Annotated in this window: 11 protein-coding genes; 6 read left to right on the top strand and 5 right to left on the bottom strand. The window is 60.0% G+C overall.

Annotated features, from left to right (window positions below):
* Window positions 1–81 precede the first annotated feature (81 nt).
* On the top strand, window positions 82–630 hold the full coding sequence (gloA, locus tag QPL95_RS10045) for a lactoylglutathione lyase (RefSeq protein WP_303290841.1): 549 nt from the start codon (window positions 82–84) through the stop codon (window positions 628–630).
* A 27-nt stretch (window positions 631–657) separates the two neighbouring features.
* Here the strand turns inward: gloA and QPL95_RS10040 are convergent, their stop codons facing one another.
* The 5 genes from QPL95_RS10040 to atzF all read right to left on the bottom strand — a co-directional run bounded on the left by QPL95_RS10040 (window position 658) and on the right by atzF (window position 9,167).
* Window positions 658–1,602: a DMT family transporter gene (locus tag QPL95_RS10040; protein ID WP_303290840.1), complete on the bottom strand. Its 945-nt coding sequence runs from the start codon at window positions 1,600–1,602 to the stop codon at window positions 658–660.
* Between the two features lie 104 nt (window positions 1,603–1,706).
* Window positions 1,707–1,979, bottom strand: a complete 273-nt coding sequence (locus QPL95_RS10035) for a ComEA family DNA-binding protein (RefSeq protein ID WP_303290839.1) — start codon at window positions 1,977–1,979, stop codon at window positions 1,707–1,709.
* Window positions 1,980–2,397: 418 nt separating this feature from the next.
* Window positions 2,398–3,093 (bottom strand): GntR family transcriptional regulator, encoded by a 696-nt coding sequence (locus tag QPL95_RS10030; protein WP_303290838.1) that lies wholly within the window; start codon window positions 3,091–3,093, stop codon window positions 2,398–2,400.
* Window positions 3,094–3,580: 487 nt separating this feature from the next.
* Entirely contained in the window at window positions 3,581–7,213 is a 3,633-nt protein-coding gene (gene uca / locus QPL95_RS10025) for an urea carboxylase (protein WP_303290837.1), read from the bottom strand.
* 115 nt (window positions 7,214–7,328) lie between these two features.
* Entirely contained in the window at window positions 7,329–9,167 is a 1,839-nt protein-coding gene (atzF, locus tag QPL95_RS10020) for an allophanate hydrolase (RefSeq protein ID WP_303290836.1), read from the bottom strand.
* 338 nt (window positions 9,168–9,505) lie between these two features.
* On the opposite strand from atzF, the gene urtA reads away from it, so the two are divergent.
* From urtA to urtE, 5 genes are all read left to right on the top strand, one after another.
* Window positions 9,506–10,816 (top strand): urea ABC transporter substrate-binding protein, encoded by a 1,311-nt coding sequence (gene urtA, locus QPL95_RS10015; RefSeq protein WP_303290835.1) that lies wholly within the window; start codon window positions 9,506–9,508, stop codon window positions 10,814–10,816.
* A gap of 100 nt (window positions 10,817–10,916) precedes the next feature.
* Window positions 10,917–12,542: an urea ABC transporter permease subunit UrtB gene (urtB, locus tag QPL95_RS10010; protein ID WP_303290834.1), complete on the top strand. Its 1,626-nt coding sequence runs from the start codon at window positions 10,917–10,919 to the stop codon at window positions 12,540–12,542.
* Window positions 12,543–12,545: 3 nt separating this feature from the next.
* Window positions 12,546–13,685, top strand: coding sequence for an urea ABC transporter permease subunit UrtC (urtC, locus tag QPL95_RS10005; RefSeq protein ID WP_303290833.1), 1,140 nt, complete (start codon window positions 12,546–12,548; stop codon window positions 13,683–13,685).
* Entirely contained in the window at window positions 13,682–14,506 is an 825-nt protein-coding gene (gene urtD / locus QPL95_RS10000; RefSeq protein WP_303290832.1) for an urea ABC transporter ATP-binding protein UrtD, read from the top strand. Before urtC ends, urtD begins: the two co-directional genes overlap by 4 nt.
* On the top strand, window positions 14,506–15,204 hold the full coding sequence (gene urtE / locus QPL95_RS09995; protein WP_303290831.1) for an urea ABC transporter ATP-binding subunit UrtE: 699 nt from the start codon (window positions 14,506–14,508) through the stop codon (window positions 15,202–15,204). The genes urtD and urtE overlap by 1 nt, the downstream gene beginning before the upstream one ends.
* Window positions 15,205–15,513 lie beyond the last annotated feature (309 nt).

The raw sequence follows: 15,513 nt of genomic DNA, 5'->3' as shown, positions 1-15,513 counted from the left end.
GCTTACGTATGCCCTTGAAATCCATGCCGGGCGCACGCAGGTAGGTAAGTTGAAGCCCAAAACCGACTGAGAGAGATCCCTATGCCCAAGCATTTTGAACAGGCGCCGGGCCTGCACGACGCCCCGGTCCCGGAAACCGAAGGTTACGTGTTCAACCAGACCATGTTGCGCATTAAAGAACCCGAGCGATCCATGGATTTCTACACTCGGGTGCTGGGCATGCGCCTGGTTCGCAAGCTGGATTTCCCGGAAATGAAGTTCACCCTGTATTTCCTGGGCTATCTCGATGACAAACAGGCTCAGTTCGTGCCCAATGATGATGGCCATCGCACCACCTACACCTTCGGCCGAGAGGCCATGCTGGAGCTGACCCACAACTGGGGAACCGAGAACGACCCCGATTTCGCCTATCACAACGGTAACGACCAGCCCCAGGGTTTTGGCCATATCGGCATCGCAGTCCCGGATGTGTATGCGGCCAGCGAACGCTTTGAGAAGTTGGGTGTGGAATTCGTGAAAAAGCCCGATGACGGCAAAATGAAAGGCCTGGCGTTTATCAAAGACCCGGATGGTTACTGGATTGAGATTCTGCAGCCAGACATGATGGAGAAACAGCGCAAAGACAGCTGATTTTCCCCGCTGTGGCGCAGGCCAGTGTCAGCCCTTCTGGCTGGCACTGGCGCGGTTGCCATAGCGCGACGCCACAATCACCGCGGCCACCAGAATCAGTGCTCCGGCAATGCCGATCGGCCCCAACACTTCCCCCAGAATCAGCCATGCCAGCAGAGCCACGAACAGCGGCTCCAGCGTGACAATGATGCTGGACAGTGTCGCGGGCGTGGTCTTCATGCCCGTAAAGAAACACAGGTAGCCGATGCAGGTGGGCACCACGCCAATGTAGGCCACCATCAGCCAGTGTCTAAACGCCAGTGTGCCCAGGTCCGAGAAACCGTCGCTTACCAACACGGCGGGCAGCAGAAGAATGGCGGCGGTAAAAAAGCAGATAAACGCGGTGGTGAAAACCGGAGTGCCGGCTGAGCTGTATCGACTGGTCAGTGTGAAACCGGTGTAAACCGCAGCGGCCAAAAGTGCCATTAATATTCCGGCGACCCTCAGCGTACCTGCGGTGTCTACATCACTGGCCACCAGCATGCCCGTACCCAGAATAGCGGCAATCGCCGCCAGTACCGTAAGCAGCGTGGGTTTCTCGCCCAGCAGCGGAGCGGCCAGTATGGCGACCAATACGGGGGGGAGGCACAAAGAAATCAGCGTCGCGATCCCTGCACCGGTCAGGTCCACCGCCAGCAAATAACTGCCCTGATAGAACGCCTGGAATAAACCGAGTGCAGCCAGGGGCAGGAAGGCTTTCCAGCCCAGAGATCGCAAGGAGCTCCCCGCCATCTTTTCGCCGGGATGGTCGCGGCTGAGTTGACGTTGCTCGCGGCGCATCAGTAACCAGAAAAACGGCAACGCCACCACCAGCCGCAAAAAGCCAAGAGTAATGGCGGCCAGCTCAGTGCCGTTGAACAGGAATTTGGCGACTATCCCCGTCGTGCCCCAAAGCAGCGAGGCCAGGGCAATCAAAAGAACGCCTTGAATCATGAGAAACAACCAGGCTTGATAATCAGAAGCCGGGAAGATTAGCAGTGGCAGGCACGCAGTGCCAGGGGCGGGTGGACGAGGCGGTGTTTGCCGCCCCGAAAAGCTTACTCCACGGCAATGCGGTCAGCATTCTTCTCGACCGTGCGGGCGCCGATGCCTTTCACGTTGGCCAGGTCTTCAGCGGAGGCAAAAGGGCCGTTGGTTTCGCGGTAAGCGACAATGGCTTCGGCTTTGCTTTCGCCAATGCCGTTGAGGTCGGCGAGGGTGGCTACATCCGCGGTGTTGATGTTGATCGCGCTCGGTTCATTGGCGTAGGCAAAGCCGGTTGCGAGACTGAACAGAAGAACGAGAGTGGCAAAAATAGACGTGCGTTTCATGTGCGAGTTCCTGATTGTAGATAACGTTGCTATGAACAGTCAGGTGTGACAACCCATCGGTTGCTGGCATGGTGAGGCGGTACTATGCGGGGAATTCGACGTTTGGGTGAGCCGGGCCGTTAATGCACGGAAGGGACCACTTTCCATGTAGTCCGAAATTCCGTGGCTGACCCCTGCCTGATCCTTCAGGCTGTGCATCATCCTGAGCACTTCGTCCTTGCGTCATCCCTGTAAGCCCTGATCCATCGGGCAACTCCTGAATCCCTGGAGCTTCCATCCCTGAGCCAACGTCCGTGCTGGCTTGTCATCCCTGACGAAAGCCATTCTACTCGGGGCCGGTTTATTAAGAATCGGACATTAGCTCGATGGCGTGTGCGATATCTCTCACACGTATGTGAGCAGTCCGGTGAACCTGAATTCATTGTTTGATCGCCTCTTTGCGGGCAATTTCTTGCCCGGATTTATGGGCCTCTGCCGCTTCTTTGATGCGTTCCATGGTGATTTCCCGCACCGCTTTCTGGCTGGTGCGGATGTGCATGGTCAGCCGGTCTGCGGCCTCGGCAGCGTGGCCGGTTCTCAGTGCCTCGAGGATCTGTGCGTGTTCCACGTAGGTGGCGTCTACCCGGTCGTCGCGGGTAAAGTCCAGTCGCCGGATGATGCGCAGGCGGTCGGTGATTTCCCGGTGTATGCGTGTCATCTCCCTGTTGCCGGCGGCGGCCACCAGGTCGCAATGAAAGCTTTCGTCGAGCGCCCGCACAGTGCTGCCCACGGCCCGCTCTGAGGGGTGGTCCGGGTTCCAGATGGCAATCAGGGTGCGCAGGGTTTGCGGTTCTTCGGCCATGGCGCAGATTTTGTGCATGGCGGCCCGTTCCAGGGTAATTCGCAGGTCATAGAGTTCTTCCACCTGCTGGAAGTCAAACGGCTTGACCTGCCAGCCGCTGCGGAACAGCACGTCGACGTAGCCTTCCCGCTGCAGCCGGTACAAGGCCTCGCGCACGGGGGTGCGGCTGGCGTCCAGGCGGGCACCCACGTCGCCCTCGCTGAACTTGTCCCCAGGGATCAAACGAAACTCAAAAATATCGTCCTTCAGGGCTTCGTAAACCCTGTCAGCCATGGAGGCTTTTCTTTTGGTGTTTGTCGCCATTTTCGAGTTTGCCCTCTTTTATTGGTGCGGGAGGCCTGTTGATTTGGAGTTCGGCTCTGGGCGTGGCTATCGGGGAGGCTGTTCAAAAGACGCCGTGAACCCATCCATGGGGGCTTGAGCGCAGCATCCCTGCTGCGCACACTTTTGAACAGCCTCCCCGATAGCAACGCCCAACTCCCTATGCCTGCGAGAGGCGTCTGCCGAAAACTTTGTAGATGGCATGACATGCCACATCGAGTTTCAGGAAATCCTAATCGGTTTTTAATGCCGCCATCACTGAAGCCAACCAAGCCGCTGTGCGGGACACCCTCCACAGACTGTGCGCAGCAGGGATGCTGCGCTCAAGCCCCCATGGATGGGTTCACGGCGTGTCTGTGGAGGGTGTCCCGCACAGCGGCGCCCCCGCCCAGGCAACAGGCCAGCACCAAAAGCGCCCATCTCCACAAGTCGATAAAACTCAGACTTCGATGCTAAGCAGAGGCTCCCCGGGAGTAACCGACTTACCAGGCTCCACATGCATAGCACTGATGGTGCCGGACAGAGTCGCGCTTACCTCGAACTCCATCTTCATAGCCTCTACGATCACTAACGGATCACCCTCTGCCACCGTATCACCGGGTTTCACCAGGCACTTCCAGATGTTGCCGGCAATCTCCGCACTCACCAGCTCACCAAACCGCTCAAGGCTGGAGGCATCCACTTTCGGGGGTGCCTTTGCCAGACGGTCCAGTTCTTCCGCTTCGCTTTCTTTCCACAAGGCCACCTCTTTAGCGTAGGCCGCTTGCTGCAGTTTGCGGAACTCGGCAATGGAATTTTCGTTGGCGTCCAGGAAGGCCCGGTGGGATTTCAGGTCGAAGGTTTCCTCTTCTATCTTGATCTCCAGCTTGCCGGCGCGGAACTGGTCGCGCATGTCGGTCAGTTCGTCTTCGGTGACCGGGTAGTAGCACACCTGGTCGAAGAACCGCAGCAGCCAGGGCGCGCCTTCGGCGAATTGTTGATTCTTCAGATACTTGTTCCAGATCGGCAGGGTGCGGCCTACCAGCTGGTAGCCGCCGGGGGAGTCCATGCCGTAAATGCACATGTAGATGCCGCCGATGCCCACGGTGCCTTCGGCTGTGTAGGTTCTGGCCGGGTTGTATTTGGAGGTGAGCAAGCGGTGCCTTGGGTCCAGGGGCACGGCACATGGCGCGCCCAGGTAGACGTCTCCCAGGCCCAGGATCAGGTAGCGTGCGGAGAACAGCACGTCGCGGACGTCGTCCCGGCTGGGCAGGCCGTTGATGCGTTGCATGAAGTCGACGTTGTTGGGCAGCCAGGGTGCGGTGTCTCGCACCGATTGGCGGTATTTGTCGACGGCTTCCAGGGTGGCGCTGTCTTCGAAGGCCATGGGCAGGTGCACCACCCGGCTGCGCACTTTCAGTTCATCGGTGGCGGGCAGGGTGCGTTCCAGGTCCAGCAGGTAGGTCATCAGGGATTGCTGGGGCAGAATCCTTGAATCGTACCGCAACTGCAGGGAGCGCACGCCGGGCGACAGTTCTAGCAGGCCGCTGGGCTGCACGTCGGCGATGGCTTCCATCAGGGAATGGATGCGCATGCGCGCGCCCAGATCGAGCACGTTGGCGCCGTACTCCAGCAGGATGTACTGGTCACCGGCCTGGCGGTAGGTGACTTCGGGGCGGCCGTCGGTTTCGTCCAGATGCGCGAGGATGGTGGCAGACAAGCCATTCAACGGGGCCAGGTCCGGCGTGATCAGGCTCACGGCCGGCGGTGCCATCAGGCTCTTGATGGCGAGCTCCTGGCGTTCCGATAATTTAACCGCAGTGTCGCAATCAATGGCCACAAAGCGAATGGTGTCGCCGGGTTTTACCTGGCCCACTTTCCACAATTCGGCCTTGGCAATGGTCACCGGGCACACAAAGCCGCCCAGGCTGGGGCCGTCTTTGGTGAGGATGACCGGCATATCACCGGTAAAGTTGATCGAGCCGATGGCGTATTCGGTGTCGTGGATGTTGGAGGGGTGCAGGCCGGCTTCGCCGCCGTCTTCACGGGTAAATTCCGGTTTCGGGCCGTTCAGGCGAATGCCCAGGCGGTTGGAGTTGTAGTGTACCTCCCAGTCCTGCTCGAAGAATTTCTCGATGGATTTTTCCGAGAAGAAATCCGGGGCGCCGTGGGGGCCATAGAGCACGCCGATTTCCCAGTGACTGGGGTAATCCGGGATCAGGTCCGGGTCGGCCGGTGCGGGGTCGTGGGTTGGGCCCGGGGTGGTGCAGGCGGGCAACTCCAGCTGGCTGATGCCTAGCATGTCGCCCGGGCGCAAAGGCCGGCCGCCGTGGCCGCCGAACTGGCCAAGGGCGAAGGTCGAGCGGCTACCCAGATATACCGGCACATCAAAACCGCCGCGCACCGCCAGATAGGTACGGCAACCTTTGATGGCCTTGCCCACGGCCAGCACTTGGCCGGCTTTGACGGTGATGGGTTTCCAGAATTCCACCGCTTTGCCGTCCAGGGTGGCGTCTGTGAGAGCACCGGTCAGGGCCACCACAGCATCCTTGTGGAACTTCAGGCTGGGGCCGATCAGTGTCGCTTCCAGGCCGGCGGCGTCGTTGTGGTTACCGACAATCCGGTTGGCGATGCGGAAGGCGTAATCGTCCATCGGGCCGCTGGGCGGCACGCCGATGTTCCAGTAGCCGACACGACCGGGGTAATCCTGCACCGTGGTGTAGGTGCCGGGTTTGACGATCTCGGCCACCGAGGGTTTGAATTCGAAGCTTTCCAGCGCGCGGGTAGACACCACGCCCTCGGCAAAGCTTTTCTGGGCCACCACCTGGCGCAGGTAATCCAGGTTGGTGGCGATGCCCATCAGGCGGGTTTCGGCCAGGGCCGTGCGTAGTTTGGCCAGGGCATCGGCGCGGTCGGTGCCGTGCACGATCAACTTGGCAATCATCGGGTCGTAGTGGGCGGAAACCTCACTGCCGTTTTCCACCCAGGTGTCTACCCGCACGCCGTCCTCCGGCCAGTACACATCGGTCAGCTCGCCGGGGGAGGGCTGGAAATCTTTAAGCGGGTCTTCGGCGTAGATGCGTACTTCCATAGACGCACCGTTCAGGCTGGTCTGAAAGCCGGCCAGATCCGGGCTCTCGCCGGCGGCGATCTTCAGCATCCACTCAATCAGGTCCAGACCGGTGACAGACTCGGTCACCGGGTGCTCTACCTGTAAGCGGGTGTTCACTTCCAGAAAGTAGAACTCGTCCCGCTCTTCGTCATAGATGTATTCCACGGTGCCGGCGGAGCGGTAGTTCACCGATTGTCCGAGCGACACGGCCGCATCCAGCATGGCCTGGCGGGTGGCGGCCGGCAGGTTGGGCGCCGGGGTTTCTTCCACCACCTTCTGGTTGCGCCGCTGCAGGGAGCAATCCCGTTCGCCCAGGGCCACCACATTGCCCTGGCCATCGCCGAACATCTGCACTTCCACATGGCGAGCCCGGGCGATGAAGCGTTCCAGGAACACGCCGCTGTCGTTAAAAAAGCTCTGGCCCTGGCGGCGAACGGTTTCAAAGGCATCCCGCAGTTCGCTGTCGCTGTTGCAGCGGGTCAGGCCGATGCCGCCACCGCCGGCGGTGCTTTTCAGCATTACCGGATAGCCCAGGCGCTCGGCGGTTTGCAGGGCTTCGTCCAGGGTTTCCAGCAGGCCGCTGCCCGGGGCCAGGGGCACGCCGGCGGCTTCCGCCAGTTCCCGGGCCCGGTGCTTCAGGCCGAATTCGCGCATCTGCTCCGGGGTGGGTCCGATGAACACAATGCCTTTGGCTTCGCAGGTTTCGGCGAAATCGGCGTTCTCGGACAAAAAGCCGTAACCGGGAATGATGGCTTCCGCGCCCGTTTGCTTGGCCGCTGCCAGAATCTGGGCCTTGTCCAGATAGGTTTCGCTGGCGCCTTTGCCTACCAGGGCTACAGCCTCATCGGCACTGCTGACGTGCAGGCTGTGGCGGTCTTCATGGGAGTGCACGGCGACGCTCGCCACGCCCATGGCCTTGAGGGTGCGGATGGTGCGGACGGCGATTTCGCCTCGGTTGGCGATGAGTACTTTTTTGAACATGTTGTTTGATCTCCGGAGTTGGTGGGGTCAGACCCGTGGGGTCTGACCCCGAATCGCGACTTGGGCGGCTAATCCCTGGGTGGGGTCTGACCCGCGGGTCAGACCCCGATGCGCATCATTGGGTGGCAGCTCCCGATTTGATAAAAGCGCGCCAGCCGCCGAATTCGGTGACGTCTCTGGCGCCGGTGAAGCCGTAGCCTTCGCAGATGAAGCCGTTTACCCAGCGGCCGTCGGCGAGTTCCACATTGCCGATGCCGAGGGGGGCGGGGATCAGGTCGACGAAGGAGCCAAACTCCGAGGCGGCCATTTCCCAGACCTCCAGCACGATCTCGGCGCCGTCTTGCTCTACCCGTTGCAGGCCCGGTTTCGGTGGGGTGGTGTTGGGCAAGGCGAACAGGCGGTAGTTGGGGGTTGTGGTGGTCTGCTCCAGCAGCCTGGCCCGGCGTTCTGTGAGCTGAGTGTTCAGGGGCATGCCCGACAAATGCGCGCCCACCACCGCAACCTGCACCATGGGCACGGCAGGTTTGTAAGTGGCCATTTCCTCCGGCCGGGGCTTGTCTGTGGCACCCAGTGGCGTTGGGTGAGCGTTCAGCCATTGGCTGGCCAGGGTTTGCAGTTCGCGGTCTTTCCAGGCGCCGCTGATCAGCGTTACGCCAAAGGGCAGGCCGTCGTCACGGAAGCCGGCGGGCACCGCCAGGGCGCACAAATCCGCCAGATTCACGAAGTTGGTGTAAGTGCCCAGCTGGCTGTTGAGTTCCACCGGGTTGGCGTTCACCGCATCGATGGTGGGCGCGATGGGCGCCGTGGGCACCAGCAGGCCGTCTATTTCCGACAGTAACGTGTCGATCTGGCGCACCAATTCTTCTTTGCGGTATTGGGCTTTGAAGGTATCGGTGGCGCTGAACTTGCCGGCGTTGCTGATGATGCTTCGCACCGTGGTGTTTATGTCGGTGGCGTGGTTGGCCATAAACTCTTCCACGGCCGCGTGGCGCTCCGCCACCCAGGGGCCTTCATAGAGCAGCGCGGCCAGCTCCAGCATCGGCGTGAAATCCAGCGGCACCAGTTCAATGCCGGCGGTATCCAGCTGGCGCCATTGGCTGAGCGCGGTGTTCCAGGCAGCTTCTGCTTGTTGATCACCGAAAAAACGGGGGTTGTCCGGGATGGCCAGCCGCTGCACCGGGCCGGAACGGCGAATGGCCGGGGCATCCAGTGGCAATGCGGTAGGGGCTTTACGGGAATAGGCATCGGCGGGTTCAAAGCCGCTGATACAGTCGGCCACCAGCGCCGCATCGTTAATAGTCAGGCCGAATACCGACACGCAATCCAATGACCGGCACGCCGGCACCACGCCCTCAATGCTGAACAGGCCTTTGGTGGGCTTCAGCCCCACCAGATTATTCAGCCCGGCCGGCACGCGGCCCGAACCGGCAGTATCGGTACCCAGGGAAAACGGCACCAGGCCGCGGGCCACCACAGAGGCAGAGCCAGAGCTGGAGCCGCCGCTGATTACCTTCTTGTTAAAGCTGTTGGATACCGCACCATAAGGTGACCGGGTGCCCACCAAGCCGGTGGCGAACTGGTCCAGATTGGTTTTGCCAATTAGTACCGCGCCGGCGGCTTTGAGCCTGCGCACCACAGCAGCGTCTTGTTCCGGTTGGTAGGCAAAGGCCGGGCAGCCGGCGGTGGTGGCGAGGCCTGCGACGTCGATGTTGTCTTTGATGGCGAATGGAATGCCATACAGGGGCAGCTGGTCCAGATCGCCATCCACGCTTTCCAGGCGCTCAGACAACTCCACCATGGCGCTGTTCAGTGCCGGGTCATCCAGCCGGGCAATCCAGGCGTTGTCGTTGTCGTCCAGATAATCCAGCAGCTTGCTGATCAGGGCTTCTGGCTCCGCGCCATCCTTATAGGCTTGCTGCCAGTCCGCAATCGTCCATCCGAGAGTGGTGGGCATGGGTTGTCCTCATGTGTGGTCAAACTTGTATACATGAGTAGTGGCAAGGCCCGTGCCATTCAGGCCGAACAAGCTGTTAATTCAATAAAAACATATAGATAAGTGTTTCCTCATGATGGGCGCCGGTTTTCTGCCTGCACCACGGGGGAGCACAAACCCCCTGAAAGGCACCAAAATCAGGCCTTAATCTCCCGAAAACTCTCGCTAATCTCGGGGCCTGTTAGCTTGTATACTAGATACGCCATTGTTTTTGTTGTGATTTATGGTGAGTTGGAACGGCAGATGCAAAAGCCCGGTTGCGTTCGACGACTTACAACCCAAAGAAAAGGATTCACAACATGAGCATCAAAAAACACGTGAAACTGGGCCTGTCTGCATTGGCACTGTCTGTCTCCTTCCATGCAATGGCGGCGGAAGACCCCATCAAGGTAGGTATCCTGCATTCCCTCTCCGGCACCATGGCCATCAGTGAAACCGCCCTGAAAGACACCATGGAAATGCTGATTGAAAAGCAGAACGAACAAGGCGGCGTTAACGGTCGTATGCTGGAAGCGGTGGTGGTAGACCCGGCCTCCAACTGGCCACTGTTCGCCGAGAAAGCCCGCGAGCTGCTGGAAAAAGAAAAAGTAGACGTGATCTTCGGCAACTGGACGTCGGTATCCCGCAAGTCGGTATTGCCGGTGGTGGAAGAGCTGAACGGTCTGCTGTTCTACCCGGTGCAGTACGAAGGCGAAGAGTCTTCTGAAAACGTGTTTTACACCGGTGCCGCGCCCAACCAGCAGGCCATTCCAGCGGTGAACTACCTGAAAAACGAGCTGGGCGTTGAACGCTGGGTACTGGCAGGCACCGATTACGTCTATCCGCGCACCACCAACAGAATTCTGGAAACCTATTTGAAAGACATGGGTGTGGCAGAAGCCGACATCATGATCAACTACACGCCTTTCGGACATTCCGACTGGCAGTCCATCGTCTCTGACATCAAGACCTTCGGCAGCGCCGGCAAGAAAACCGCCGTGGTCTCCACCATCAACGGCGACGCCAACGTGCCCTTCTACCGCGAGCTGGGCAACCAGGGCATCTCCTCTTCCGACATCCCGGTGGTGGCTTTCTCCGTGGGTGAGCAGGAACTCTCTGGCATCGACACCGGCCCGCTGGTCGGCCACCTGGCGGCGTGGAACTACTTCATGAGCGTAGACAACGACGCCAACTACGACTTCATCGACGCCTGGGTTGAATTCAAGGGCGACGACAAAGCCGTCACCAATGACCCGATGGAAGCCCACTACATTGGTTTCAACATGTACGTTGAGGCAGTGAAAAAAGCCGGCACCACTGACGTAGAGGCGATTAAAGAAGCCATCATCGGCGTCGCCGTGCCCAACCTGACCGGCGGCATTGCCACCATGATGCCGAACCACCACATCACCAAGCCGGTGCTGATTGGCGAGATCCAGGACAACGGCCAGTTCTCCGTAGTGTGGGAAACCTCCTCCACCGTGGCCGGCGATGCCTGGTCTGACTTCCTGCCGGGTTCCCGTGACCTGATCGCCGACTGGCGCGCCCCGATGAAGTGCGGCAACTTCAACGTGAAAACCGGCAGCTGCGGTGCCTCTGCCGGCGAGCAAGCTCTGGCTGACGCCGAATAAGCCTGTGAGCCAACCCGGGGCGGCGTGATCGCCCCGGGTGTTTCTGGTCTCCGAACCAGGCCATTTTTCAGCTCTTCATTTTCAACAACAGGACGGACCCATGGGCATCCTCCGATCACTCCTATCGCTGCGTCTTGCCTCGCTGCTGGTTTTGTTGATGGCAATCGCAGCCCCGGCCTTCAGCCAGACTGAAGAAGACCCCGGGCAGGCCTTGCTCGCCAACCTGGCGGATGCCTCCCCCCGGCAGATGGACGCGGCCATCGAAGCCATCGTGAACAGCGGCGACCCCAGAGCCAGAAGCTGGCTGGACGCCTTCGGCAACAACCGCCTGAGCCGCAACAAAGACACCGGGCAAGTGGTGGTGGTGTTGCGCAACGTGGGCCGTGACTGGACCATCGCCGACCCCCTGACCGGTGAAAACCTGGGCGAGATCTCCCGCCGGGAACTGGACCGGGTGAACATCAACAACGCCATCCGCGGCAAGCTGGAAGGTGTACTGGCCATGCTGGACCTTTACTCCACCAACCCAGAGATACAGAGAGCCGCCGCTGAAGCCATGATGGGCAAGGTCAACGAGCCCGTTATTGAGCCCTTGAATAAACTTCTTGAACAGGATTTACCGCCCCGGGTTCGCGATCGCCTTGAGCTGGCCGTAGCCATCTATCAGCTGGAGCAGGGCGATGCCCAGGCCAAAGCGGAGGCCATCACGGTACTGACCGGCAGCCTGCACAGCCGCGCCCGTGCCGCCCTCAATAACGCGGTGGCCGGGGATGATCCTGCCATTGCCGCCAGCGCCAAAGCAGCGCTGGTCTCCATCGAACAGAAGCTGAAAATGAACCGCGCTGCGGAAACCCTGTATTTCGGGTTGTCCCTTGGCTCGGTACTGGTGCTGGCGGCCATTGGCCTGGCCATCACCTTCGGCGTGATGGGCGTGATCAACATGGCCCACGGCGAACTGATCATGCTGGGTGCCTACACCACCTGGGGCATGCAGCAACTGTTACCGGGCCAGCCCGGGCTGGCCTTGATCCTGTCGATACCGGCCGGATTTATGGTGGCCGCGCTGGCGGGCATCGCCATCGAGCGCAGCGTGATTCAGTACCTCAAAGGCCGCCCGCTGGAAACCCTGCTGGCCACCTTCGGCATCAGCCTGATTCTGCAGCAACTGGTGCGTACGGTGATCTCACCCCTCAACCGCTCTGTGACCACCCCGGAATGGATGAGTGGATCGCTGGTGATCAACGACGCCCTGTCGCTCACCCTCAACCGACTGTATGTGATTGGCTTTGCCCTGGTGGTGTTCGCCGGGTTGATGCTGATCATGCGTAAAACCCGCCTGGGCCTGGAAGTGCGCGCCGTCACCCAGAACCGGGCCATGGCCCGCTCCATGGGTATCAAAGCTACCCGGGTAGACATCATGACCTTTGCCCTGGGCTCCGGCGTGGCCGGGCTGGCGGGGGTGGCCTTGTCCCAGATCACCAACGTGGGCCCCAACCTGGGCCAGAACTACATCATCGATTCCTTCATGGTGGTGGTGTTCGGCGGCGTGGGTAACTTGTGGGGTACGTTAGTGGCCGGGCTTACCCTGGGCACCATCAACCAGATTCTGGAACCCTGGGCCGGCGCGGTACTGGCCAAGATCATGGTGCTGGTGATGATCATCCTGTTCATTCAAAAACGGCCGAAGGGGCTCTTTCCCCAGAAAGGCCGAGCGGCGGAGGGCTGAGTTATGACGTCATCACAGAACTGGCTGTTCCGGCCGTTTCAGGAGCGTTCTACCCAGATCTTTCTGGGCGTGCTGATCACCGCGCTGATTGTGGTCACCTTCCTACACCTGTTCATGCCGCAAGACAGTGCGCTGCACGTGAGCGCCTACACCGTGACCCTGCTGGGTAAATATCTGTGCTACGCGCTGCTGGCGGTGGCGGTGGATCTGGTGTGGGGTTATCTGGGCATTCTCAGCCTGGGCCACGGCGCCTTCTTTGCCCTGGGCGGTTACGCCATGGGCATGTACCTGATGCGCCAGATTGGCGATCGCGGCACCTACGGTGACCCGATCCTGCCGGACTTTATGGTGTTTCTGAACTGGCAGGAGCTGCCCTGGTACTGGCTGGGCTTCGACATGGCCTGGTTTGCCTTCATCATGGTGCTGCTGGCTCCCGGCCTGCTGGCGCTGGTGTTCGGCTTTCTGGCGTTCCGCTCCCGGGTTACCGGGGTGTACCTCTCCATCATCACCCAGGCGCTTACCTTTGCCCTGATGCTGGCCTTCTTCCGCAACGAAATGGGCTTTGGCGGCAACAACGGCCTGACCGACTTCCGCGACATCCTCGGCTTTAACCTGCGCAGCGACGCCACCCGGCTGGGGCTGTTCATCGCCACCGGCATTGCCCTGGCCCTCGGCTACATCATTTGCCGGGCCATCGTCACCAGCAAGCTCGGCCGGGTAAGCGTCGCCTGTCGGGACGCCGAAGCCCGTACACGCTTCCTGGGTTACCGGGTAGAACGGGTGCAGCTGTTTGTATTTGTGATATCCGCCATGCTGGCGGGAGTGGCCGGGGCCTTGTATGTGCCGCAAGTGGGCATCATCAACCCCAGCGAATTCTCGCCGCTGTTTTCCATCGAAATCGTGGTGTGGGTCGCCCTCGGTGGCCGCGCAACCCTGTACGGCGCAGTGATCGGCGCCATTCTGGTGAACTACGCCAAAACCGTGTTCACTGGCGTGATGCCAGACGCCTGGCTATTCGCCCTCGGCGCGTTGTTTGTGCTGGTGACCGTGTTCCTGCCCAAGGGCATTGCCGGCCTGCTGCAAAAGCGCAAAAAAGCCGAAAACGACGATGACCCCGCCACCGCTCAGGAGGCCACCGCATGAGCATGTTCGAACAACTGGCCAACCGCGACCGGGTATTTGAATTCCTGGCCCCCGCCGCCTCTCCGGTGGACGTGCGCCATGGCCCGATCCTGTACCTGGAAGACGTGAACGTAAGTTTTGACGGCTTCAAGGCCATCAACAACCTGAACCTGACCATCGACGACGGCGAGCTGCGCTGCATCATCGGCCCCAACGGCGCGGGCAAAACCACCATGATGGACATCATCACCGGCAAAACCCGCCCGGATACCGGCTCCGTGTGGTTCGGCAGCCGCCACAATCTGCTGACCATGAACGAACCAGACATCGCCAGCCTGGGCATCGGCCGCAAGTTCCAGAAACCCACGGTGTTTGAGGCCCTCACCGTGTTCGAAAACCTGGAGCTGGCCATGGCCGCCGACAAACGCATATTCCCAACCCTGACCGCCATCATGAAACCCGAATACCGGGACCGCATCGACGAAGTGCTGGATATGATCAAACTGAAAACCCTGCGGGACAAACCCGCCGGCATCCTCTCCCACGGCCAGAAACAGTGGCTGGAAATCGGCATGCTGCTGATGCAGAAACCAAGACTGCTGCTGGTGGACGAGCCGGTAGCGGGCATGACCGAACAGGAAATGGAACGCACCGCCGAACTGCTCACCAGCCTGGCCGGCAAGCAGTCCGTCGTGGTGGTAGAGCACGACATGGGCTTCGTGCGCTCCATCGCCCGCCAGGTCACCGTACTGCACCAGGGCAGCGTGCTGGCCGAAGGCACCATGGACCAGGTCTCCAACGACCCGGAAGTGATCAAGGTATACCTCGGGGAGGAGGCGTAATGCTCAAGATCCAGCAGCTCAACCAATACTACGGCGAAAGCCACACCCTCTGGGATCTGGACCTGGACGTACCCCAGGGCCAGTGCACCTGCGTAATGGGCCGTAACGGCGTGGGCAAAACCACCCTGATGAAATGCATCATGGGCGAGGAAACCACCAAAAGCGGCAGCATCGAATTTGCTCAGGATGTGGAGCTCACCAAAAAGAAAATCGAAGACCGCTCAAGATTGGGCATCGGCTACGTACCCCAGGGAAGGCAGATATTCCCCCTGCTGACTGTGGAAGAAAACCTGCGTACCGGGCTGGCCGTGCGCAAGGACGGCAGCAAGAAGATACCGGAGCGGGTGTATGAGCTGTTTCCGGTGCTGAAGGAGATGAAACACCGCAGAGGCGGCGACCTTTCTGGTGGGCAGCAACAGCAGTTAGCGATTGGTCGGGCGCTGGTGATAGAGCCCAGGCTGCTGATTCTGGATGAGCCGGGGGAGGGGATTCAGCCGAATATTGTGGCGCAGATTGGGGAGGTTATTCGTCGGCTGATTGAGGAAGACGGGCTGACGGTACTGCTGGTTGAGCAGAAGTTGCCGTTTGCTCGGAAGTATGCGGATCGGTTTGCGATTTTGGATCGGGGGAGGCGGGTTGCTGAGGGGGGGATTGCTGGGTTGACGGATGAGCTGATCAGGAAGCACCTGACGGTCTAGCCACCCGGGTTTTTTCCCGCTTCGAGAGTCTTAAAAACCCTGACTATAATGACTCCGTGCCGAGTGATGCTTGGCACGGAGTTTTTTATTATCGAGCTAATTGAGGCGAACTACGCAAATTTTGGGGGGCAGCTCGACCAAGCATCGACGATTGGCTAGTAAACAAAAGCGAACATCCGGATTCTTAGGGAGGGTCTGATTAACGCCTGATTTATCGCTGAATCGCTTTTCAACTCGAAAAAAAGCCATTCAAGCGCGATTTTGGCGTTATCACCCTCTGTTTTGTTCGATTTTTGCCTATTTCCCGCC

Origin of the sequence: Marinobacter sp. SS5-14b (assembly GCF_030541005.1) — a bacterium.
Classification (GTDB): Bacteria; Pseudomonadota; Gammaproteobacteria; order Pseudomonadales; family Oleiphilaceae; genus Marinobacter.
The sequence above is the reverse complement of the archived record's forward strand: the minus strand, read 5'-3'. Positions and strand labels throughout refer to the sequence as shown.